General features: G+C 40.3%; 17 protein-coding genes and 1 pseudogene. 8 read left to right on the top strand and 10 right to left on the bottom strand.

What is annotated here, in order from left to right:
• The first annotated feature begins 58 nt into the window (after positions 1 to 58).
• Positions 59 to 283 (top strand): DUF5342 family protein, encoded by a 225-nt coding sequence (locus MKZ11_RS10815; protein ID WP_340794454.1) that lies wholly within the window; start codon positions 59 to 61, stop codon positions 281 to 283.
• Positions 284 to 344: 61 nt separating this feature from the next.
• Here the strand turns inward: MKZ11_RS10815 and MKZ11_RS10810 are convergent, their stop codons facing one another.
• The 3 genes from MKZ11_RS10810 to MKZ11_RS10800 all read right to left on the bottom strand — a co-directional run bounded on the left by MKZ11_RS10810 (position 345) and on the right by MKZ11_RS10800 (position 4,043).
• Complete coding sequence (locus tag MKZ11_RS10810) at positions 345 to 2,036, bottom strand: methyl-accepting chemotaxis protein (protein WP_340794453.1); 1,692 nt, start codon at positions 2,034 to 2,036, stop codon at positions 345 to 347.
• Positions 2,037 to 2,250: 214 nt separating this feature from the next.
• On the bottom strand, positions 2,251 to 2,934 hold the full coding sequence (locus tag MKZ11_RS10805) for a GNAT family N-acetyltransferase (RefSeq protein ID WP_340794452.1): 684 nt from the start codon (positions 2,932 to 2,934) through the stop codon (positions 2,251 to 2,253).
• A complete protein-coding gene (locus MKZ11_RS10800; RefSeq protein WP_340794451.1) occupies positions 2,931 to 4,043 on the bottom strand; it encodes a mandelate racemase/muconate lactonizing enzyme family protein in 1,113 nt (370 codons plus the stop codon). The genes MKZ11_RS10805 and MKZ11_RS10800 overlap by 4 nt, the downstream gene beginning before the upstream one ends.
• 83 nt (positions 4,044 to 4,126) lie before the next feature.
• Between MKZ11_RS10800 and MKZ11_RS10795 the strand changes: the two genes are divergently transcribed.
• Positions 4,127 to 5,377 carry a hypothetical protein gene (locus tag MKZ11_RS10795; RefSeq protein WP_340794450.1) on the top strand — a complete coding sequence of 417 codons (1,251 nt, stop codon included), beginning with the start codon at positions 4,127 to 4,129 and terminating at the stop codon, positions 5,375 to 5,377.
• A gap of 133 nt (positions 5,378 to 5,510) precedes the next feature.
• Here the strand turns inward: MKZ11_RS10795 and nhaC are convergent, their stop codons facing one another.
• Positions 5,511 to 6,965: a Na+/H+ antiporter NhaC gene (gene nhaC, locus MKZ11_RS10790; protein ID WP_340794449.1), complete on the bottom strand. Its 1,455-nt coding sequence runs from the start codon at positions 6,963 to 6,965 to the stop codon at positions 5,511 to 5,513.
• A 310-nt stretch (positions 6,966 to 7,275) separates the two neighbouring features.
• On the opposite strand from nhaC, the gene hutP reads away from it, so the two are divergent.
• The 3 genes and pseudogenes from hutP to MKZ11_RS10775 all read left to right on the top strand — a co-directional run bounded on the left by hutP (position 7,276) and on the right by MKZ11_RS10775 (position 10,887).
• Positions 7,276 to 7,713, top strand: a complete 438-nt coding sequence (gene hutP, locus MKZ11_RS10785) for a hut operon transcriptional regulator HutP (protein WP_340794448.1) — start codon at positions 7,276 to 7,278, stop codon at positions 7,711 to 7,713.
• A gap of 274 nt (positions 7,714 to 7,987) precedes the next feature.
• Positions 7,988 to 9,469 (top strand): histidine ammonia-lyase, encoded by a 1,482-nt coding sequence (hutH, locus tag MKZ11_RS10780; protein WP_340794447.1) that lies wholly within the window; start codon positions 7,988 to 7,990, stop codon positions 9,467 to 9,469.
• A 90-nt stretch (positions 9,470 to 9,559) separates the two neighbouring features.
• Positions 9,560 to 10,887, top strand: a pseudogene (locus tag MKZ11_RS10775) (Na+/H+ antiporter family protein).
• Positions 10,888 to 11,057: 170 nt separating this feature from the next.
• On the opposite strand, the gene hutI reads toward MKZ11_RS10775, so the two are convergent.
• The 3 genes from hutI to MKZ11_RS10760 form a co-directional block, all read right to left on the bottom strand.
• The gene (gene hutI / locus MKZ11_RS10770) at positions 11,058 to 12,317 is read right to left on the bottom strand and encodes an imidazolonepropionase (protein ID WP_340794446.1); all 1,260 of its coding nucleotides are present in this window, start codon (positions 12,315 to 12,317) and stop codon (positions 11,058 to 11,060) included.
• Positions 12,314 to 13,993, bottom strand: a complete 1,680-nt coding sequence (gene hutU / locus MKZ11_RS10765; protein WP_340794445.1) for a urocanate hydratase — start codon at positions 13,991 to 13,993, stop codon at positions 12,314 to 12,316. The genes hutI and hutU overlap by 4 nt, the downstream gene beginning before the upstream one ends.
• Positions 13,994 to 14,163: 170 nt before the next feature.
• Positions 14,164 to 15,645 (bottom strand): helix-turn-helix domain-containing protein, encoded by a 1,482-nt coding sequence (locus MKZ11_RS10760; RefSeq protein ID WP_340794444.1) that lies wholly within the window; start codon positions 15,643 to 15,645, stop codon positions 14,164 to 14,166.
• 362 nt (positions 15,646 to 16,007) lie between these two features.
• Here MKZ11_RS10760 and MKZ11_RS10755 point away from each other — a divergent pair, with 362 nt between their 5' ends.
• Positions 16,008 to 16,724: a 3-ketoacyl-ACP reductase gene (locus tag MKZ11_RS10755; protein ID WP_340794443.1), complete on the top strand. Its 717-nt coding sequence runs from the start codon at positions 16,008 to 16,010 to the stop codon at positions 16,722 to 16,724.
• Positions 16,725 to 16,963: 239 nt separating this feature from the next.
• On the opposite strand, the gene MKZ11_RS10750 is transcribed toward MKZ11_RS10755, so the two are convergent.
• Together MKZ11_RS10750 and MKZ11_RS10745 are read right to left on the bottom strand one after the other, a co-directional pair.
• The gene (locus tag MKZ11_RS10750) at positions 16,964 to 17,515 is read right to left on the bottom strand and encodes a DUF420 domain-containing protein (protein WP_340794442.1); all 552 of its coding nucleotides are present in this window, start codon (positions 17,513 to 17,515) and stop codon (positions 16,964 to 16,966) included.
• 74 nt (positions 17,516 to 17,589) lie between these two features.
• Positions 17,590 to 18,423 carry an ABC transporter ATP-binding protein gene (locus tag MKZ11_RS10745; protein ID WP_340794441.1) on the bottom strand — a complete coding sequence of 278 codons (834 nt, stop codon included), beginning with the start codon at positions 18,421 to 18,423 and terminating at the stop codon, positions 17,590 to 17,592.
• 103 nt (positions 18,424 to 18,526) lie between these two features.
• On the opposite strand from MKZ11_RS10745, the gene MKZ11_RS10740 reads away from it, so the two are divergent.
• Both MKZ11_RS10740 and MKZ11_RS10735 read left to right on the top strand, forming a co-directional pair.
• On the top strand, positions 18,527 to 19,432 hold the full coding sequence (locus tag MKZ11_RS10740; protein ID WP_340794440.1) for an AEC family transporter: 906 nt from the start codon (positions 18,527 to 18,529) through the stop codon (positions 19,430 to 19,432).
• A 129-nt stretch (positions 19,433 to 19,561) separates the two neighbouring features.
• Positions 19,562 to 19,990, top strand: coding sequence for a YusW family protein (locus tag MKZ11_RS10735; protein ID WP_340794439.1), 429 nt, complete (start codon positions 19,562 to 19,564; stop codon positions 19,988 to 19,990).
• Positions 19,991 to 20,145: 155 nt separating this feature from the next.
• Here MKZ11_RS10735 and MKZ11_RS10730 read toward each other — a convergent pair whose 3' ends face one another.
• Positions 20,146 to 21,876, bottom strand: a complete 1,731-nt coding sequence (locus MKZ11_RS10730) for a methyl-accepting chemotaxis protein (protein ID WP_340794438.1) — start codon at positions 21,874 to 21,876, stop codon at positions 20,146 to 20,148.
• Positions 21,877 to 22,373 lie beyond the last annotated feature (497 nt).

Here is a 22,373-nt window from a genome sequence, read left to right as displayed (position 1 = left end):
CAGCAAAATCGTATTAAGACTTTTTAAAGAACAAACTAAAAAAACGGAGGCTATAATTATGTTAAAACAATTTCAGATTACAAAAGCGTTATTCCAGAACCAAGTTAATGAGCGTTTTTCATTTTCATTGAACTATAAAGGTAATGATTTTCAGGGAATCTATCATGAAGGGGTTATCAACTGGTTCAACCCACACCCATTAAATAAAATTGAGAAAGAACAATTAGGACAAGTTGAATCCAGTGTAGCGGATAACATGCACAAGTATCTTGTCTCCATGTAAAATAGCATAACGCGTAAAACAAGCTGATTGCACTTGGCAATCAGCTTGTTTTCCTTCTAGCTTATTCAACTTTAAATTGTCCCATATCCTTTTGAAGTTGTTCTGATAACTCGGCAAGTAATTGTGAACTTGAAGAAATCTCTTCATTCGCAGCTAGCTGCTCTTCTGTTGCTGCACTCGTTGACTGTGCTTCTTCAGAAGATTGCATAGCCAATTCTTGCACTTTTGACGACCGATCCGACACTTCATCTGTCATCGTCCGGATTTGTTCAATTGCCGCAGAAACAGTAGCAACTTTTTCACCAACGTCTCCCGCCGCTTGTTCAATCTTATTGAACACGGCTCGTGTGCGCTCTGTCACCGCAAGCCCTTCTTCAACACGGCGATTGCCATCTTCTGTACTGGAAACTGCTTGGCCTACGTTACCAATCATTGCGTCAATCATCTGTCCAATCTCTCCCGCAGACTGTTTCGACTGCTCGGCGAGATGGCGCACTTCTTCCGCTACAACCGCAAAACCTTTACCGTGTTCTCCAGCGCGGGCCGCCTCTATTGCTGCATTAAGCGCCAACAAATTGGTCTGATCAGAGATATCGGTGATCAGAGATGTTACTTTCCGAATTTCTTCAGAGCGACTAGCCATATCCGTCATTATTGTTGCTGACTGACCAATTGTTGTATTAATAATAGTCATTTGGCCGGTAACATCCTCCATAAGTGATGCACCCTCTTCAACCAAACGTGCGACATCCTCTGATGAAAGCAGCATTGCTTCATTATCTTCCGTAATCCTATCGATACCCGTTACCATTTCTTTCAAAGCGATGACTGTTTCATTGACAATTATTACTTGAGATTCACTTCCTGCAAGATTACGTTCCGAAATTTCTGCAACCATTTCAGAAGCTGCAAGACTTTCTTCTGAGCTTGCGGATAACTCTTCCGCCTGTACTGCGAGTTGAACAGCGGAATCATTCGCTCGCTTGATAATACCACGCAGATCACCAGCCATACTATTCAGTGCAGTGGCCATATCGCCAATCTCATCCTTATTACGAATAGTTACCGGTTCTATCGCAAGATTGCCATCTGCAATTTCAGTTAGCGCTGTTGTCATTTTTCCAACTGGGCGTGCGATGCTACGACTAATCACAAGGGCAACCGCGATGCTCACAAGAACGGCAATAGCGATCAATCCAGACGTTAACACACGTGTATCTTTCATTAAATTTTGAATTCCTTGATCTGCCTGATCCGTTTGCTCGCCTTGGAACACAATCAGTTCTTCAATTTTCTCCATGATTAACGCTTGAAAAATAGTGGCATCAGATGCAATATTTAATGCTTTTTCTTGGTCGCCATTATCAAATTCACTTATAGCCATATCAGTGCTTTCCATATAACTTGTACGTGCCTCTTTTAATTCCTCTAGCAATATCCGTTCTGAATCCGTTCGTGACATTTTTTCTAATCTTCCCCATTGACTATCAAAGTCTTCACTCAACATCGCCCGATTCTTCAGATATGAAACTTCCTTAAACAATAAAAAGCCCCGTACATCATTTGAGCTCTTATACTGCGTAGATGATATTTTTTCAAGCAATACCGTCTTTGCTATTTGATCCTCCAACATATGTCGATACTCATCATTCATTTTAGAAAGCGACCAAAAACTAGCTGCTCCGATAATTACCATTAAAAGAAGCACTGCTAAGAATCCGCTCCATATTTTTTTCCCCACTGTGAATTTCATGATGTCCCTCCTACTTTTAAACCCTTCATTAGTATATCTCAATAAAATATAGGCGTATAGTTGTAAGATATAATAAACTACTTAATAGGTACTTTTATTCACAAACGACATCAATACCAGTCATAATTAATAACTTTCTCCACCGAAAAGTCCTATTTCACACAGTTAAGTGAAATAGGACTTTACTTTGCCGGATGCTTTTACTCTATTCATATTATCGCTCAAAGCGGACTACCCACTGGTCAGCTGTCTTGTCAATTCCAATACCGATCCAGCCATCTTTAAAATAGCGCTGTTGTTCTTCAGTATTTCCCATCAAAACATAGTGACATTCCAAGGCATCATATTCTTTTAAGGGGCTTGTTAAGTCTTTCATCATTACATATCTAAGTAAGTCGCCGTATTTCACTTTTAAAGCTACCATTTGCATACCGTGTGCAAATTTGTCTTTTAAACTTGCAATGTTAAACGGAGCAACGGTTGTACAAATGTAGCGGAAACGTTGTTGGTCTACTTCCTTCAATAGAAGTTTCCCCAATAACACTTGTAGACCATTCCCTTGGAAGTCCGGATCCACATTCGAGATTTCCGAATATAATACAAGCGGCCATTCACCCTCAGGCAAGCCTGCATCTTTACCCAGATGCTCCTCATCCACTTCAGGCTCAAGCAATGCCCGGAATGCAATCAGTTGTTCTTTATAAAATGCACCCACCATTAGCCCTTTGCCGCTTAAAATATAGTTAAACTCCTGCTCCGTCAATGGTTGTAAAAAAGAATTAGTCGATAATGATTCAATCACTTTTTGCTGAAGAATTAGGATATCCTCTAGCTGATTCGCTGTTAACTGCTCGATAATAATTTCAGATCCATTTTTCAGGAAATACTGTTGTTTCATCCGATGACCTTCTCAGAGAATACAGTAAGTTCTTTCAGCACTTGTTCATCCACTTCAATCCCTAATCCAGGCTTACCATTCAAGTAAATAAAAGGTACATCATAGTGTAAATCTCCAACATCCTTACTGAATTTAAGCGGTCCAGTTAATTCGACACTCGTGATAATCTTTTTCGAAAAAGCAGTATGGAAGCCGGCAGCTGATCCGATTGAGGATTCAACCATCGAACCAATCTGACACTCGATACCCGCCATTTCTGCCATATGGGCAAGCTTTGTAGCGGGATAAATACCGCCGCATTTCATCAACTTGATATTCACTTTGTCAGCAGCACGCTTTGCAATGATTTCCCTCATATCTCGCATGCCCCGCAACCCCTCATCTATCATCATCGGAACAGTTGATTTAGATTTCACTTCCACCATGCCATCGATATCGTCAGCGCGTACAGGCTGTTCTAACCAATCAAGCGAACAGTGTTCAAGCTTTTGAAGTCCCTGCAGTGTATTGGCGCTCGTTTCCCAACCTTGGTTCACATCGACACGTATCGCAATTTCGTCACCTACACGCTCTCGTACTGCCTGGATTCGCAATACATCATCTGCAACTTTTGTGCCAACTTTCATTTTCATCGAACGATATCCAGCAGCTACACGCTCTTCGGCTTCTTTCGCCATTGCTTCAGGAGAGGCGATGCTTAACACATGCGTAATCGGAAACTTCTCATGATATCTTCCTCCAAGAAGATCATACACAGGGACGCCCAAGGCTTTTCCTGCTGCATCATAACATGCAATATCGATTGCAGCTTTGGCTGTTGGCACACCGTAAATTTCAGAATCCATCAATTCATGGATGCGTTCTATATTCACCGGATTTTCACCTATCAGCTTTGGAGCAATTGTATTTTTCAAGATTGCAAAAGTACTTTCCCAACTTTCTCCTGTTACATGTTCATCTGCAACCCCTTCTCCGTAGCCGATGACGCCCGTGTCCGTTGTAATCTTCACAATGATTGAAGGCATGTAATCATAAGTAGCGTAGCTGATAACAAAGGGTTCATAAAGTGGCAAGTGAATCGCGTAAATTTCTATTTCAATAATTTTCACAAGTCAAAATCCTTTCTATTGGCAAATTCTTTTATTCATTGTATCATTGTCGTTAAATAGTCGCTAATAATTGGAGGTTTATTGTGAAGATTAAAATTGCAGTTATCGGCTCATCTGATTTTTGCCAACATACAGAACAACTGGCCGGCGCTCGAAAAGATATTGAACTCAATTGGTATCACTATGATGAACCCAGTGAAGCGCCTTTGTTATTGCAGTCGCTCAAACCATGTGATGCCATTCTATTTTCAGGTTCACTTCCGTTTTTTTATTCGAAGAAGCTGCTTGATAACCTCTCCATCCCAGTCGTTTACCTCCAACAAGACGAAACCGCTGTGGCCATCACATTGCTCCAACTATCTGTACAGAACCAGCAGGACTTGAGTCGTGTATCCATCGATGTGCGTGAACAAGCCTATATTGACCATGTATTAAATGATTTAGGACAAAGCATCAAATTACCTTTCGTTCATTTACTGCAAGATGATGAACAAATAACTAACATAACATCCTTTCATAAAACGCTTTCTTTACAAGGCAAAACAGATATGGCGATTACAAGTGTCCATGCCGTTTTTGAACAGCTACAGCACCAAAACATTCAAGCGCGAAAAATGATTGACCCTGAGAGTACAATTCTTCGTAGTATTGACCAGGCAAAACAGCAAGTGTTATTACAAAAAAGTAACTCTGCTCAAATTGCGGTCGGAATTGTGAAAACAACTTCCCAACAACGAGATATTGAAGCATCCATCGCTAAAATAGCGACAATTATGCAAGCACGCTGGAGTGTACAGAGCGGGAATTACACATTATACACATCTATGGGAAATATCGAATCCGCTTTAAAAAACAAGGATTTCCTATCTGTGTTTCAGAAACTTGATGCCACAGCCAAAATGGCATTCGGTTGTGGTGAATCTATTATAGATGCAACCGTTAATGCTGATTTCGCACTCAATTTCATACAGAAAATTGATGGGCATTGTTTTTATGTACTAGATTCAAACAAAAAATTGCATGGTCCATTTCCACAATCTGACGTAACCGTCGAGATGAAAACCACTGAGCCCGTCCTTGTCCAAATGGCCGAAAAAACAAAACTCAGCCCTGCTAATATTTCGAAATTGATACAATACAGTCAGACACGCCAAACAAAGCAATTTTCCGCAAATGATTTAGCGATCTACTTAGTTGTCTCACGCAGGACAGCAGAACGAACGTTAAAAAAGCTTGTCGAATTTGAATATGCAAAAATTATCGGGGAAGAAATGACTTACCGCCAAGGCAGGCCGCGCGCATTATATGAGTTTACCTTTCCCGCATATTATTAATATATGAAAAGCGCAAACGCCTTGGTAGATTCGAAGAGCGCTGAAGCTAGACACTACTCCGGTTGAAATACTGATACTTACCTTTTTAAAAATGGAAAGTTCACGATACTGATGTGAACTTTCCATTTTGCCATCAAGCTAGATTTACTTCTTCATTCATTTTTTCTTCTACCAATTCTTCTTCCGCTATCTTTGCCTTTTCTTGCTCAGTCAGCTTCACAATCGTAAAGCCTGTTATTGCATAAAGTATCGAAATGAATGGTATAACCAAATTCAGTATTGCATATGGACCGTATTGTACGACACTAACACCCAATGTCCCAAATATGAATACACCGCATGTATTCCATGGGATGAAAACAGAGGTCAATGTTCCGCCATCCTCAAGGGCACGCGATAAATTTTTTGAATGCAGCCCCATGTTTTGATATGCTTTACTGAACATCCGCGATGGGACGACGATTGAGATATATTGCTCTGAACATGATGCATTTGTTATAAAACAAGCTCCAATCGTCGAAACAATAAGTGATGCAGAAGACTTCACAACTTTAAGCAATTGATTCATCAATGCCTGCAACATCCCTGAAAACTCCAATATGCCACCGAATGTCATGGCAACAATTGTCATGGAAACGGTATACATCATCGAATCCAATCCGCCTCGGTTAAATAATTCATCTACCATTACATTTCCTGTGGCAATTGTAAATCCACTCTGTAATGCTTCTATCCCCCCAACGAGAGAGCCACCTTGTATAAGGATCTGTGAAAGAAATCCTAGGACAATACCAACAACTAGTGCGGGTATTGCCGGTACCTTCAAAGCAACCAGCACAATCACAGCCAGTGGCACAATCAAAAGCCATGGTGAAATAAGAAAACTTTCCTGTAACACTTTTGTTGTCTGTGCAATTTCAGCCACTTCAATATTATTTGCTGCAAAGCGTTTCCCTAAAAACGCATAAACTCCAAGTGCTATAACCAATCCGGGAATCGTTGTATAAAACATATGCTTAATATGATCGAATAAATCCGTCCCCGTCAACCCAGCCGCCAAATTCGTCGTGTCTGATAAAGGTGACATTTTATCTCCAAAATAAGCCCCAGAAATAATCGCGCCCGCAATCATTCCTGCAGGAATCCCCATACTCAAACCGATGCCCATCCCAGCTACGCCAATCGTTCCCATCGTCGACCATGAGCTGCCAATTGCTAACGCCACAATTGAACATATGATACAAATTGTAACGAGAAACCACGCAGGCGTGATGATTTGCAAACCATAGTAAATCATTGTTGCGACAATTCCGCCACCCATCCATGCTCCGATTGTCAGTCCGACCAATATAATAATAACGACTGCTGGAAGTGCCAAACGAATCCCCTTATACATCATTTCCTCAATTTCTTTCCATGTGAATCCCGCTTTCCAAGCGACTATAGCCGCTGTTGACGTTCCGATTATCAATGGTATATGTGGCCCTTGCTTTAATTTAACAACTGTATAGATCATGACAATAATCATGACGACTAACGGAAGCAAAGCCATCCAAAAGCCAATCTTTTTTTCCTGCTGCTGTTCCATATGTAATCCCCCCAGATTTAAGTTTTCTTAAAATTACTAAATGTCGCTTAATAGTCGTTAATAGATATAGTAAGTGTAGGATGCATCAAAGTCAATAGAATTTCCAAGTCTATTGTAAGCGGATTCATTTATATTTTTTATATGAATATAGATCGCTTTCACTATTCATTTATAGATGGGTTACCCACAACAGTATTCTGTTTCTTGATAACCTTCTAATAATTTTGTTGACATTATGAATGGAAAACGCTTACAATAGATAACAGGTATTAGTAGATAGGTATTCATGAAAAAAAGTAGGTTTTCGGTTATGAATCAAGAAATACTTATTGGTAAATTAGCAGTCTTATTAGCTACATTGGACGAAAATGAAGTGTTACATTTTCAATCACAACTTAAAGATGTTGACTATTGTACCGGTAAGGTGGGTGCAATGAATATGGAAAAAGTAATTGCCGCAGTCGAAACAGCAGCCAAACGTGAAAATATCATTACAGAAGGTCTTTATCGCGAAAACCATGCCTTATATCATACAATCTTAGAAGCACTTGAAGGTGTAACTAGGGGGCAATTTGCAATTGGAGATATAAAACGTACTGTCGGGCTTCGTTTTGCGATTGTAAAAGGCAAACCCTATCTGAATAAGAATGAGGGTGAATGGTTAGCTGTCGCTTTCTACGGTACAATTGGTGCCCCGATAAAAGGGTTGGAACATGAAGCGTTCGGATTAGGGATTAACCATATGTAAAACTAATGGGCTGAAGTCTGGCTTTGGACTATCACCTTTGGCAGGTTATCCTTAGTCCGCAAACTTTCTAGTTTTCTAAGTAAAAATAAAAATAAAATACTTTTGTCATTGCCTATAGTGACTAGTTATCAGGAGGCGATGACGGCATTTCCATGTGCCGTCATCGCCTCCTTTTGCTGTTTTCTCCGGCGCCAACGGGCAATATGCTCTCACTGATTAAGTTTTACTTTTTCAAGCTATAACACCAAACAAAAATACACAGGAGGTTTTCATCATGATAGAACTTACAGGTAATTCATTAACATTGGAACAGATTAGAAAGGTTTGTTATGAAGGTGACACAGTCCAGGTCGCAGCAAGTAGCATGGAAAAAGTACTGGCAAGTAGACTCGCTGTAGAAAAAATTGTAGCAGAAAAGAAAACCATTTATGGAATTAACACAGGGTTTGGTAAATTTAGCGATGTTACGATTGCTGAGGATGATGTCGCTCGCTTACAGCTCAACCTAATTCGTTCGCACGCTTGCGGCGTTGGAGAAAACTTCCCTGAGATTGTCTCAAGAGCGATGATGTTATTACGATTGAATGCGTTAATTAAAGGATTTTCCGGTGTTCGTCCCGTTTTAGTCGAAAAACTCGTTGAGCTATTGAACAAGCGCGTACATCCTGTCATTCCTCAACAAGGTTCACTTGGAGCTTCTGGTGACTTAGCACCGTTATCACATCTTGCGCTTGTCTTAATTGGCGAAGGCGAAGTATTTGATAATGGTGTCGTTTGCGGAAGCAAAATAGTGCTGGATCGAGAAGGTATCGAGCCTATCGTATTACAAGCAAAAGAAGGCCTCGCTTTAATAAACGGAACACAGGCTATGACTGCAATGGGTGCTATCAATTACTTGGAAGCGGAAAAAATCGCCTATCAAAGTGAGTGGATATCTGCTATGACAATGGAAGGTCTTGAAGGCATTATTGATGCGTTTCATCCGGCCATACATGAAGCACGTGGTTACATTCAACAAATAGAAATTGCTAAAAGAATGAGGGCTATTCTTCAGGATAGTAAACTTACGACGCGCCAAGGGGAAAAGAGGGTGCAAGATGCCTATTCCTTGCGCTGTATTCCACAGGTGCACGGCGCTTCTTGGCAGGTGCTTGATTACGTGAAAGAAAAGTTGGAAATCGAAGCAAATGCAGCCACGGATAATCCATTAATTTTTGATGATGGAGAAACAGTGATTTCCGGCGGTAACTTCCATGGGCAACCTATCGCCTTTGCAATGGACTTTTTGAAAATTGCTATTGCGGAATTGGCAAATATTTCAGAACGCAGGATTGAACGGCTTGTAAATCCTCAATTAAATGATTTACCTCCATTTTTAAGCCCGGAGCCCGGCCTACAGTCCGGAGCAATGATCATGCAATACGCAGCTGCATCTCTTGTTTCGGAAAATAAAACACTTGCCCATCCCGCCAGTGTCGATTCGATTCCATCATCAGCAAATCAGGAAGACCATGTAAGTATGGGAACAATTGGGTCCCGTCACGCTTCAATGATCATTCAAAACACTAGAAATGTTCTAGCCATCGAATGTATTTGCAGCTTACAAGCAGCTGAATATCGCGGTGTGGAAAATATGGCATCCCGTACACGTGAAAAGTTAAATTTACTGCGTGAAGTCGTCCCTTCAATTACGCAAGACCGTATCTTCTCCAACGATATAAAACAAGTTGCGGAATGGCTTAAAATAAACGAGTGATTCAAATAGATCCAGTAATCCGTCTTGGTAAGGAGAGAGTTAAAGCAATGACATGACATAACACTAAAACTTCAAATGGGGTGCAATGATATGTTGGGAAATGCTGTATTAATAAGTGTAATTGTAATGGTTGTTCTCAGTTTATTACGCGTTAATGTTTTATTTGCTATATTAATTGCTGCAATTACGGCTGGACTTGTCTCTGGCATGGGCTTTGTCGAAACTGTTAACGTCCTCGTCTCAGGAATGGGTGGCCAAGCAAATACAGCATTAAGCTATATTTTACTCGGGGCATTCGCTGTTATGATTGGCATATCAGGGATTACGGGAATTTTGGTCAATAAAATGCTGACTGTTTTCAGCGGCAAACGAACATTACTTGTATTAGCAATTGCAGGGATTGCAATGTTATCGCAAAATGCAATTCCTGTTCATATTGCATTTATCCCTATTTTAATACCTCCATTACTTGGACTGTTCGATAAAATGAAACTGGATCGTCGGGCTGTTGCAGCAGCATTGACATTTGGATTAAAAACACCGTATATGACGATTCCACTTGGTTTCGGTCTAATTTTCCAAGGAATCATCCGAACTGAAATGGAAAAAACGGGATGGCTATTGCTTTAACAGACGTGACATTATCAATGCTTCTTCCCGGAGCTGGAATGGTAGTCGGGCTTTTCGTTGCTATCTTTATTTCCTATCGCAAAGACCACGTTGCCAAAGAGTCCAGTAAACTCAATATGCCAGACATCGATATGGCAGACAGTCTAGTAGAAAATCAATCCGCAACAAAGTGGAGTATTCAACACACGATGACCGTACTTGCAATCATTGCAGCGTTAGGTACTCAACTTTGGACGGAAAGTCTTGTACTAGGAGCACTTGCCGGAATCATTATCATGTTTGGTACTCGAGTGGTTAAATTGTTTGAGGGTGACCGGGTTGTCAATGAAGGAATTGGTATGATGGGAATGATTGCTTTTGTAATGCTTATCGCTTCAGGCTATGCAACAGTTTTAAAAGAGACAGGTTCTGTTAATGAATTGGTTGAAGCAACAACAGGAATTATTGGTACATCTCCACTTCTTTTGGCCATCGTCATGTTATCCGTTGGACTCATTATCACAATGGGGATCGGCTCATCATTTGGAACTGTCCCGATTCTGGCAGCCCTTTACGTGCCAATTTGCCTTGCAGCAGGATTGTCGCCGATGGCTACGGCAGCCTTAATTGGAACTGCAGGTGCTCTGGGAGACGCGGGTTCCCCTGCATCGGACAGCACACTGGGTCCTACAGCTGGACTTAATGCGGATGGCAAACACCATCATATCTGGGATACATGTGTCCCAACCTTTTTACATTATAATATTCCATTATTTATTTTCGGAATTATTGCAGCACTTGTTTTGTAAACGTGTATGGCATTGCTTATTGACCAAATATAAAATAGGGCTACCCTCTAATTCGATTAAATTTCGAATTGGCTGGTAGCCCTTTTTTACGTTTATTTCGCTATTTTCACCCACTTAGCTATTGACAGTTTGCACTTCTATTATCGAACCCCATACAACTTATCATTTGCTCAACCTACAACTTTCTTTCCTTTTTTCCATACAGATTTCACATGATTGATGCCAAAGAAGTATTGAATTTCTTGGTAGTTTTTTGCGTTCCATAATACGATATCTGCCTGTTTCCCCACCTCAAGTGAGCCCACTTTGTCTTCACTTTTAATTGCACAAGCTGCATTGTACGTTGCAGCTGTCAATGCTTCTGCCGGTGTAAGTCGCATGGAAATGCAAGCTAGGTTCATGACAAGCGTCATGGACGTCGTTGGTGATGATCCTGGATTGCAGTCTGTAGATATCGCAACGGCAACACCTTCATCAATCATTTTTCTTCCTGCCGCCGCTTCCTCACGTAAGTAAAGTGCAGTTGCCGGAAGAAGACAGGCGATTGTACCCGCTTTCGCCATTGCTTGAATGCCTTCATCAGAAGCTTTGAGTAAATGCTCTGCTGAAATTGCGCCTACTTTTGCCGCAAGCTCCGCTCCACCGTACGATTCGATTTCATCGGCATGAATTTTCGGAATTAAGCCATGTCGTTTTCCTGCTTCTAGTACGCGTTCCGATTGCTCAGGCGTAAATACGCCTTTCTCACAAAACACATCGTTAAATACAGCAAGTTTTTCATTTGCGATAACAGGTAGCATTTCATCAATTAGCAAATCGACATATTCGTCTTCCCGGCCTTTGTATTCACTTGGAACCGCATGGGCCCCCATAAAAGTCGGTACAATATCGATTGCGTGTGTTTCTTGTAATTTCCTCATGACACGAAGTTGTTTCAACTCCGTCTCAAGATTCATGCCGTAACCACTTTTTCCTTCTACAGTTGTTACGCCATGTTCAAGGAAAAGATCCAAACGCTTCGTTGTTTGTTCTATCAATTGCTCTTCAGTTGCTTCACGCGTCATCCGTGTAGTTGCATGGATGCCGCCGCCGGCATTCATAATATCCATATACGTTGCACCTTCTAGACGCATCTCAAATTCACGTTCACGACTTCCACCGTAAGCTACATGCGTATGGGGGTCTACTAAGCCAGGGGTCACAAGATGGCCCTTAGCATCTACAACTTCCGCTTCATGCTGTCTATCGGCATATTGTTTCTCAAGTTCTGATGTCTTTCCAACTGCTTTAATAACTCCATCCTCAATCCACAAACTGCCGTCCTCAATCAGTCCAAGATCAGACATCGCATCTTTTATGCGAGGCCCTTTTTTGTCATTGGCTAATGTTGCAAGTTGCGTTGCGTGTATAATCCAAAGTGGTTTTGTCATTGTTTATCCCGTCCTTTATCAAGCATTGGAATGTTGACGCCTTTTTCAAGTGCTGTTTTTTCAGCAACTTCATAACCAGCATCTGCATGGCGTGCAATTCCCATTCCCGGATCCGTTGTCAGTACGCGTTCAATACGAATTCCCGCTTCTTTTGATCCATCTGCAACTATGACTATACCCGAATGGATTGAGTACCCCATCCCAACGCCACCACCATGATGGAGCGATACCCAAGTGGCGCCCCCGACTGCATTGATCATTGCGTTTAAGATCGGCCAATCGGCAACAACATCCGAACCGTCTTTCATTGCTTCTGTTTCACGATTCGGCGAGGCAACGGAACCTGAGTCGAGGTGATCACGGCCAATGACGATCGGTGCACTTAATTCACCGCTTGCAACCATGTCATTGATGATTTTGCCAAAGCGTGCACGTTCCCCGTACCCTAACCAACAAATCCGAGCTGGAAGGCCTTGGAATTCGATTTTTTCCTGTGCCAACCGAATCCAATTACAAAGATGCTCATTATAACTGAACTCTTTTAAAATGGCTTCATCCAATTTATAAATATCTTCCGGATCACCTGATAAAGCTACCCAGCGGAATGGTCCTTTCCCCTCGCAAAACTGCGGACGGATATATGCGGGAACAAATCCCGGGAAATCGAACGCATTTTCAACACCTTCATCTTTTGCAACTTGGCGAATATTATTGCCATAATCAAATGTAATCGCGCCTTTGTCCATTAATTCCAACATTGATTGGACGTGTTTTGCCATAGATGCTGTTGAAAGTTTCACATATTCTTCCGGGTTGCTCGTACGAAGTTGCTCGGCTTCTTCTAGGGACATTTTAGACGGAATATACCCGTTTAACGGGTCATGTGCAGATGTTTGGTCTGTCAATACATCTGGTATGAAGTTGCGGTCTATCATCTCAGGTAAAATATCTGAGGCATTCCCCAACAATCCGATAGATAAAGCTTTACCCTCTTTTTTTGCATCTTCCGCTAGTTTGATTGCTTCATCCAATGAATCGGTTTTGACATCGGTATAACGGGTTTCAATACGGCGATCGATCCGTGTCTCATCAACTTCAATTCCGATACAAACCCCGCCTGCCATCGTTACTGCAAGTGGCTGTGCTCCACCCATGCCACCAAGTCCTGCAGTTACTGTAATCGTCCCCTTCAAACTGCCATTAAAATGTTTTTTGGCGAGTTCCACAAATGTTTCATAAGTGCCTTGTACAATCCCTTGTGAACCAATGTAAATCCAGCTTCCCGCTGTCATTTGCCCGTACATCATCAATCCTTTTTTATCAAGCTCATGGAAGGTCTCCCAATTTGCATAAGCGGGAACGATATTTGAATTTGCAATCAGGACACGTGGTGCGTCCGAATGCGATTTGAAGACTGCCACTGGTTTGCCCGATTGAACAAGCAGCGTTTCGTCATTTTCCAATTCTTTCAGTGACTTTACAATCGCATCAAAACTCTCCCAATTTCGGGCAGCTTTCCCGATTCCTCCATAGACAACTAGCTTATCAGGATGCTCCGCTACTTCCGCATCTAAGTTATTCATTAACATACGAAGAGCGGCCTCTTGTAACCAACCTTTTGTGTTCAATTCTGATCCTCTATAACGAATTACCTTTTCCTCTGCAATCGCTTTCATAAAAATTACCCCCTTTTATTGTTATCTTCATTATAAATGGAAGATTTAGATATCTAGTTATAATCTAGTTGTCTTTTTACTTTTTGTTGATTAATAATTACTTGTATTCAAGTTTTTTATAATTTGTTGCACATAAAAAGATCCTTGTCACATTTGTGAAAAGGATGTTGCTAAACTAAACCCATACGGTAGGCAAAAGGGGTTGTCTTTTCAACTTGTTTAAACTTCGCAGTAAAGTAACTTTGATGAGAATAGCCGACTAAACGGGAGATTTCTTCCATAGATAGGTCTGTTTCTTGGAGTAACCGTTTTGCTTCCTGTATGCGCACGTTATGCAATATAACCCGAAAGGACTGTTTTGATTCGGCCGCAAATCGGCGACTCAATGTACTTTTATTGATCCGCAGAGATTCTGCACAATCGGTTAGTCCCCATTGGGCATTCCAGTAATTCGATTCGATTAAAGCATTCGTTTTTTCAACTAATGACTGCTCGCCATCTCGTAAATGTAAGTTCAGGGATTCCACTGATATAAGATGTGTCGTAAATGCCAACAACTCTTGTACAATTTCATAAATAATCGGGCTTTTAAAGATTTGGTGAAATACGCCATAATAAGCTGTTTCCCAATCGGCCGTCTGGATATTATAAGATTTCATATATCTCCGAATTTGTGCCAGTACACTTGTTAGGCGCACACGTACAATTTCGGGATCAGGGTAGGGTTTTTTATAGGTAAGAAACTCATTTTCCACCCAATCGCAAATTCCCTTCGCATCCCTTTTCTCCAACATTTCAATCCATTCCCGCTGTTCTAACGGTGTAAGAAAAGGGTCCATCGCCAGCCAATTAACTTGCTTATCATTCGACAGAATAATGTCATATCCTTCGAAAAAAATTTCTTCTGTTAACTTTTTTGTTTGTAAATACGTTTCTTTTACCGAATGATGCGGTAAGGAATCATTGCTTACAATTGACAGCGGTTCACCGACTTGCTCTTTCCATTGCACGAGAAACGCACGGTATTCTTCATGAAAAAGCGTTACATCATTTGTATCATGGACACAAAGTACAAACCCCGATAAGGCGAAAAGCTTGTTCGCTTTGGTAAACGTAAATCTTTTTAAAGCATCGTAAACAAGCGGTAGCGTATCCGTATTTCTCATCAAAAAAGCTGACATTGTAATCTTCTTTAAGGGAACGCGCTCTAGAAAGAACAGATCCGCATAATCAATTGAAAAATCAACTACTTCACTGCCCAGTCTTGTATTTTCACGTTGTGCATTTCTAAGCTGATAGCGGACTTGTTGAATCTGTTTGATTAAATCCGTTGGAGAGAATGGGCGGAATAACACATCTTCCGCATGAAATCGAAGCCCGCGATACGCTGTTTGAAATATGCGTTCGGAGGAGAGCCCTAACCAGCGAATATTCATTTTTCGCAGCAATTCCCCGATTCCATCATTTTCATTTACCCATGTATCCATATCCAATAGGAGTAAATCGGGGATGGTATTTTTAAATTGACAGACATAGTCTTCCACTGTTTCAAATGCCGTCATAGTCGCTCCTGTTAAATGGGTTTCAACAATCCAACGAATCCCTTCAGCCTCTAACCTATCTTTTGCAACCAAATGAATGTGCAACTTCATCATCTCACTTTTACGCTTAGTCTATGTTTCCCAATGTAAAATCTGCTGTTAACAAGTACTGTTGTCGGTTTATAACCGTTACACCCATTTTTTAGAGGACATATTATCAAAGAAATCTAACTTTCACTGCTTTACTTGTATAGTAACACACAAAAAAGCGCCTTCGACCTTGCCTCCTTTAAAAATACATTTTATTACGTTCTCAGTCCCCTAAGCAGGCAATTTTAATAAAATAAACGCGTCAGTTTAAACTTTCTATTTGTGTGGTTGCAAAACTCCATTTAAATCTCCATGGGCACTAATTCAGCCTGCATTTGTTATACTGCTATATGTAGAGACTATTCATAGAAGGAGTGTCATTTATGCAAATTATAAAGGGAAAAAACGCTATTATTACTGGAGCAGGCCGTGGAATCGGTCGTGCAACGGCAATTGCATTTGCTAAAGAAGGCATAAATGTAGGACTTATCGGAAGAACAGCTGAAAATCTTGAGAAAGTAGTAAAAGAACTCAGCGAATATGATATAGTAGTGACGATGGCTACCGCTGATGTATCGGATAATGAATCCGTCATTGCTGCGGTTGAACATATCAAATCGGAACTTGGTCCAATTGATATCCTCATTAACAATGCAGGGATTGGTAAATTCGGCAAATTCCTTGAACTGTCACCTGAGGAATTCAAAAACATTATCGATGTCAACTTGATGGGCGTTTATTATGTCACTAGAGCTGTTTTACCGGAAATGATCGAAAGAGAATCAGGGGACATCATTAATATCTCCTCTACTGCCGGTCAAAAAGGCGCACCTGTTACAAGTGCATACAGCGCATCAAAATTCGGTGTTCTCGGACTTACAGAATCACTAATGCTTGAAGTGCGAAAGCATAATATCCGTGTAAGCGCGTTGACACCAAGTACAGTCGCTACAGACTTGGCGTTCGATGAAAACCTGACAGATGGTAATCCCGACAAAGTAATGCAACCGGAAGATCTTGCTGAAGTAATGGTTGCACAGTTGAAACTGCATCCGCGTATTCTTGTTAAATCCGCTGGTTTATGGTCGACGAATCCTTAATCAAAACGATGCAAAGTGAGTGTATTCCATCTGATTGTAAATTACCGGCCTGAGACAGTTTATTACCTGTATAGGTTGGTCTAGCACCGACTTACACCCATTAAGCGCTACACATAGATGAAATCAAAAAAGCGTGTCCCACTAGTCTATTTTCAGATCAGTGGGACACGTTTTTTATTGTGTGAGTACTTGGTACCCGACATTTCAGCTAAAAATTCTTTTTTACTAGCACAACTAACTTAATAGTAAGGAGAAATCAGGATATACACCAACACACCAGTAAAACTGACATATAGCCAAATTGGCATTGTCCACCTAGCAATTTTCTTATGGCGCTCGTTCTCCATATTCCATGCCCGCGCCACACTCGTCAGCGCAAGCGGAACAATAGCTGCCGCAAGAATGATGTGTGTAATCAGGATAAAGTAATAGAATCCGGCCATAAAACCTTCTCCGCCATATGGCGTGGATGGAGCTAGATAATGATAAGAGACATACGTGACCAAGAATAGCGATGTCGTGACAAACGCTGCATATATAAAGCGGCGATGAACGGTTATATTCCGTTTAAGAATAGCGATTAGAGCACAAACCAAGAACACAAAAGTAAAACTGTTCAAAATCGCATTTGTCAAAGGCAGGATTGTTAGATCAAATGCATCAAAATCTTTTTCCCCTCGCATCCCAGACAGGGCACCAATGGCACCTATCAAAATGATGGAAATTGCAATAATCCACGGTTTATAATTACGTTTTTTAAACGTTTTTACAGAACTCTCATTATTTTTCATGACACTTATTCACTCCATTACTATTTAAATAAAACACTATCCTTTAATTGTATAGTAAGAAGCAAGATGGTGCCTTATGAAAAAGCACTTTTTTGTGAACGGATGTCCGCTTCCTCCCCCGCTTTGCCCCTGTTCACTACCAGCCATGGTCTAGATTCTCTCCATTGTACACTGACAGGAATCCGGTATGTTTCGCTTAGTAGCTTATCATTTATTACTTCTTCTTTTGCTCCTTGCGCTACGATTTTTCCTTCTTTAAGAAGAAGAACATGCGATATCCCCGGGACAAGCTCTTCAATATGATGAGTTACGTAGACAATATGACAGCCTGTTCCCATTATTCCATCTAAAGATTGCAAGAACTTTTCACGTGAAAGAATATCCAATCCTGAACAAGGTTCGTCCAATACAAGCATTTTAGGGTCACTCATTAACGCACGTGCGATGAGCACCCTCCGTTTCTCTCCTTCAGAAAGCTTTTGATACGTCTTTCCTTTCAAATATATTAAGTGTAAACTTTCGAGTAAAGAATCCGCTTTCTCCAAATCTTCTTTTTTCACTTGTTCATAAATACCGAAACTCGCAAACTTCCCACTTACGACAACTCTTTCAATCGTTTCGTTATTGAAATACTCCGCAAAGCGATCCAAAGAACTGCCGACAAAACCGATTTCTCTCCGCAGTTCCGGCAAATTGGTTTTTCCAAATAGATTTCCCATTATAGTAACTTCACCATTTGAAGGGAAATTAAATGCGGACATGATATTGAGAAGGGACGTCTTCCCTGATCCATTCAAACCAAGTATTCCCCAATGCTCATTTTGTCTAACGGTCCAATTAATAGCCTGTAAAATTAGCCGATCTCCTCTACTGAATGATACATCCTTAAACGAAACTATTTTATTCATAATAAAAACCTCCCATTCTTCATTTTGTTTGTACACCATTATAGTTGAATAATCCAAATTCTGCTATGCTAGTAACAGGTCATAATGTTGGAGTTGAACCTTAATGAATTTAATATTAATTATTTTACCTGTATTTATTATCTTTTTTATTGGATACATAGGACAAAAGTTTATTGGCTTTGATATTAAATCAATTTCAACAGCAGCCCTTTATTTAATGTCTCCTTTTTTAGCATTTCGGACATTTTATTCCAATGAATTAACGATGGACTATTTTTATATTGTCTTATTTAGTTTAACCCTTACAAGCGTCCTACTTGTTATCGTTTGGATTACAGCACTGATTATGAAGGCAACACGGTCTCAGCTATCGGCAATGATTCTTGGGGGCGTGTTCATGAATAGTGGGAATTACGGAGCACCCGTTGTCCTCTTTGCATTCGGAGCAGTTGGGTTTGACTATGCAGTCATTATGATGGTGTTTCAATCGTTACTAATGAATACTGTAGGAATTTTCTTTGCGTCTATCGGTGGAGAAGAAAAGTCTACATTACGCCAGTCCGCTCAGCGAGTGATTCGCATGCCGCTCATTTACGCCGCCTTTTTAGGCATCGGGCTTCAACTAGTTTCAGTAACTGTTCCAAGCGCTTTAATGGAAGCCATCAGTCTTGTTGCTGATGCATCCATTCCGACGGTGATGCTCGTACTCGGTATGCAGCTTGCAGCTATTTCAAGAAAAAGGGTTGCTTATCGCTATGTTTCTGCAGTCAGTATCATCAGAATGGCGGTCTCCCCTTTGATAGCCGCAGGAATTTTATATTTCATGCCTGTCAATGACCTTCTAAAGGCGGTTATTATTGTACAAGCCTCCATGCCTGCAGCAGCGAACACAACAATGCTTGCACTACAATTTGGGACAGAACCGGATTTAGTATCCTTTACAACATTTATCACGACACTAATAAGTATCCTTACCATTCCCCTTGTACTGTTCTTTCTGGGCGTCTAGCGTTGAATTACTCGGAATTTTCTTCATGGCAGATTCACTATTCCTATCCGTATAACTTTTACCTTCAACGGTTAGATTGACAGTAGCCTGCATTTGATATGGCGGGAAAGGATGACCCAGTTGAAAGTGATGAGAAAAATACTAATCGTCACCATTATTTCTTCTATAGTTCTGATTGTCGGTTGTAGCAATAAGAACTTAGTTACAGAACCCGATGCGTCCAAAGAGCCTTTTGGGGAGAAATATGGCTTCACTTCTTTCGATATAACAATCGATACAAAAGAATTAAAGGAAGCGCTTATTGCTAACTATAATGAAAAGCGTGATAAGACAGAGGCAATATACAAAAATCAAGCGGAGGATCTTTACTTGAATGGTAATAAAGCAATGAAGAAACTCGATACACTATTCGAAGAACTCTCCCTGGATCCCGACATGGATGCTGAAGATATTATCAAGAAAGCATCAGAAACGTTCGGTATTATCGATTATAAAACCCTGAAATTAAAAGTGCAGTTCAAAGGCCATGACAAAAAAGAATTAATGATGACGAAGTAATAAATAATAGTCGTGTCTGTTAATATATTACGTTAACCTGTTCCTTCTTTGTGGGAATGTTAAATGAAAAATGACGACGAATCATTATTGATTCGTCGTCATTTTTATATTATCCGATTGTATTAATACCTACTAAGCCATACATCAAACACAAGTTAACTCAATTTAAAATCAGATACCAAGTCCTGCAGTTCTGCAGACATTTCGGACAAAGCTCTAGAGGCATGCGCCATTTCTAGCATAGAGGCATGTTGCTCTTCAGACGCTGCAGCGACATTTTGCGTATAACTAGCTGATTGTTCCGTAACATCTCTTGTTTTATCTACTATTTCAACTAGATTTTCCGTATTACGGTTAATTTCCTGAATTTCATTTGAAATATTTGATAACTTATTTGTAATCGAGTTTATGTCAGTTGAAATCGTTTTAAATGTACTTCCTGCATTTTCGACGGCCTTCATTCCATTTTCGATTACGATTTCTCCTTCATTCACTAAGTTAACTGTATTCTTCGTATCGAATTGAATTTCGTTAATCAAAGTAGATATATGATTCGCCGCATTCCCTGATTCCTCAGCTAACTTCTTGACTTCATCCGCTACAACGGCAAAACCTTTACCATGTTCACCAGCACGGGCTGCTTCAATCGCAGCATTTAAAGCAAGTAAGTTCGTTTGAGCAGCAATGTTCGTGATTACATTGATGATTTCATCAATCTCACCTGATTTGCGTTCTAGTACATAAATTGCTTCTGTTGTTGACGCATTCTGTTGTCTAATTTGTTGCATTTGTTCTACAGTCTTTTTAATGACTTCATTACCCGAAAGAGAAACAGTAGTTGTCGCAGTTGATAAATCGTTTAATTCTTTAATATCCATTGTGATTTGTGTAATACTTGAAGACATTTGTGTGACAGATTCTTTTGCTTCCTGCATTCCCAACAACTGGTTTTCTTGTCCCATTGCTACTTGCTGGGTGGATTCTGAAATTTCCTCAGAAGCCTTACTCGTTTCCTCACTACTAGCAGTCAACTGTTCTGACGTTGCAGCTACTTGTTCCGCAGAGTTTGAAACGGAATCTATTACGTTTTTCAAATTATCTACCATCGTATTTAATCCTATTGCTAAATCACCAAGTTCGTCTTTGTTTTTGACTTCAATCCTATCAATAGAGAGGTCTTGTTCGGCGATTTTTTGTACGCTTTGCTCGATTCGTCTAATAGGAGTCGCTAAATGCCTCGAAAATAATAGAATGACGACTAATCCTACAAGTGCACTCGCAACAAGCGTAATCAGTATAGTGTTCAAAATAGCATTGGCACCCTTATTAAAATCTTGCATGTATGTGCCTGCGACGATAACCCATCCCCAATCCGGATCTAACGCGCTATATGTAACCTTTGTCGATTCTGTGCCTGGTTGGTTCGGTAGCTCCCAAGTATAATGAGTAAAGCCTCCACCATCTTGCGCAGCCTTTATAATTTCTTGAACCATATAAATCCCATCTGCATCTTGATGGTCCCATCCATTCGTGCCCTCTATAGAAGGATGTGCAATTTCCAACCCATCCTGTTCGTAAACCGCAAAGTAACCACTACCCAAATCTACTTTCGAGGTAATTGAACGTGTACCATCATTTTGGCGTTCACCGATTAGATATTCTTTCACTTTTTCTTGTGCTTCTTCCAATGGTATGTCGCCTTGCTCGACAGCGTAATTCATCGAATCAATTACTTGAAGTGCCATCTCAACACCATTTTTCAGCGTCGTTTCACCTAGTTCATCTAGATTATCTTTTGCTGATAAATAACTACTGAATCCAATAATTAAACTTGGAATTAACAGTAAGCAAAATGAAATAATAAATAATTTCGACCGAATTTTCATGCAGGTATTTCCCCCTATCCCCAAGATTCAACATCACACCTTTTGACTATTAAATAATCGACAATCAAACAGGTACTTATATCATACCTGTCACAGAATTTCTTGCAACATAAAATTGTAATTTTAAATTCCTTCGATGTATTTACTTCTCAAGTTATTTGGACAATTGCTTCATGAAAGGTTAAAGACCTTTTAACAATATTACAAACGCCATTATAGTTCACGGCAAAATTGCGTAACAATCATTATTCAAGTATAATTTAAAGTGATAGACATTAGATGAGAAGCTATGATAGTTAAAATAGGGCTACTTCTAATTTTTTTGACGCCGTTTCTAGACATAGGTCAAGCATTACTATAAAACAACAAAAATAGGGACATATTTCACTTTTTTTAAGTCTTTTTTAATTTAACAGTCTTTTCCAAACTAATCGTGGTATCATAGTATTTTCGGATAGTTGATAAAATGGTCATAATTTATTCAAATATTTCTTCGG

This window comes from Sporosarcina sp. FSL K6-1508, from assembly GCF_038007465.1.
Classification (GTDB): Bacteria; Bacillota; Bacilli; order Bacillales_A; family Planococcaceae; genus Sporosarcina; species Sporosarcina psychrophila_B.
Note: the sequence above shows the minus strand (reverse complement) of the source record. Positions and strands in the feature narration are given on the sequence as shown.

Bases quoted from the DNA above. Each gene is read 5' to 3' on its own strand.
- MKZ11_RS10730 (WP_340794438.1), bottom strand. From the start codon at position 21,876: ATGAAAATTCGGTCGAAATTATTTATTATTTCATTTTGCTTACTGTTA.
- MKZ11_RS10750 (WP_340794442.1), bottom strand. From the start codon at position 17,515: ATGAAAAATAATGAGAGTTCTGTAAAAACGTTTAAAAAACGTAATTAT.
- hutH (WP_340794447.1), top strand. From the start codon at position 7,988: ATGATAGAACTTACAGGTAATTCATTAACATTGGAACAGATTAGAAAG.
- MKZ11_RS10760 (WP_340794444.1), bottom strand. From the start codon at position 15,645: ATGAAGTTGCACATTCATTTGGTTGCAAAAGATAGGTTAGAGGCTGAA.
- MKZ11_RS10815 (WP_340794454.1), top strand. From the start codon at position 59: ATGTTAAAACAATTTCAGATTACAAAAGCGTTATTCCAGAACCAAGTT.
- MKZ11_RS10745 (WP_340794441.1), bottom strand. From the start codon at position 18,423: ATGAATAAAATAGTTTCGTTTAAGGATGTATCATTCAGTAGAGGAGAT.
- hutI (WP_340794446.1), bottom strand. From the start codon at position 12,317: ATGACAAAACCACTTTGGATTATACACGCAACGCAACTTGCAACATTA.
- hutP (WP_340794448.1), top strand. From the start codon at position 7,276: ATGAATCAAGAAATACTTATTGGTAAATTAGCAGTCTTATTAGCTACA.
- hutU (WP_340794445.1), bottom strand. From the start codon at position 13,993: ATGAAAGCGATTGCAGAGGAAAAGGTAATTCGTTATAGAGGATCAGAA.
- MKZ11_RS10810 (WP_340794453.1), bottom strand. From the start codon at position 2,036: ATGAAATTCACAGTGGGGAAAAAAATATGGAGCGGATTCTTAGCAGTG.
- MKZ11_RS10740 (WP_340794440.1), top strand. From the start codon at position 18,527: ATGAATTTAATATTAATTATTTTACCTGTATTTATTATCTTTTTTATT.
- MKZ11_RS10735 (WP_340794439.1), top strand. From the start codon at position 19,562: ATGAGAAAAATACTAATCGTCACCATTATTTCTTCTATAGTTCTGATT.
- nhaC (WP_340794449.1), bottom strand. From the start codon at position 6,965: ATGGAACAGCAGCAGGAAAAAAAGATTGGCTTTTGGATGGCTTTGCTT.
- MKZ11_RS10805 (WP_340794452.1), bottom strand. From the start codon at position 2,934: ATGAAACAACAGTATTTCCTGAAAAATGGATCTGAAATTATTATCGAG.
- MKZ11_RS10755 (WP_340794443.1), top strand. From the start codon at position 16,008: ATGCAAATTATAAAGGGAAAAAACGCTATTATTACTGGAGCAGGCCGT.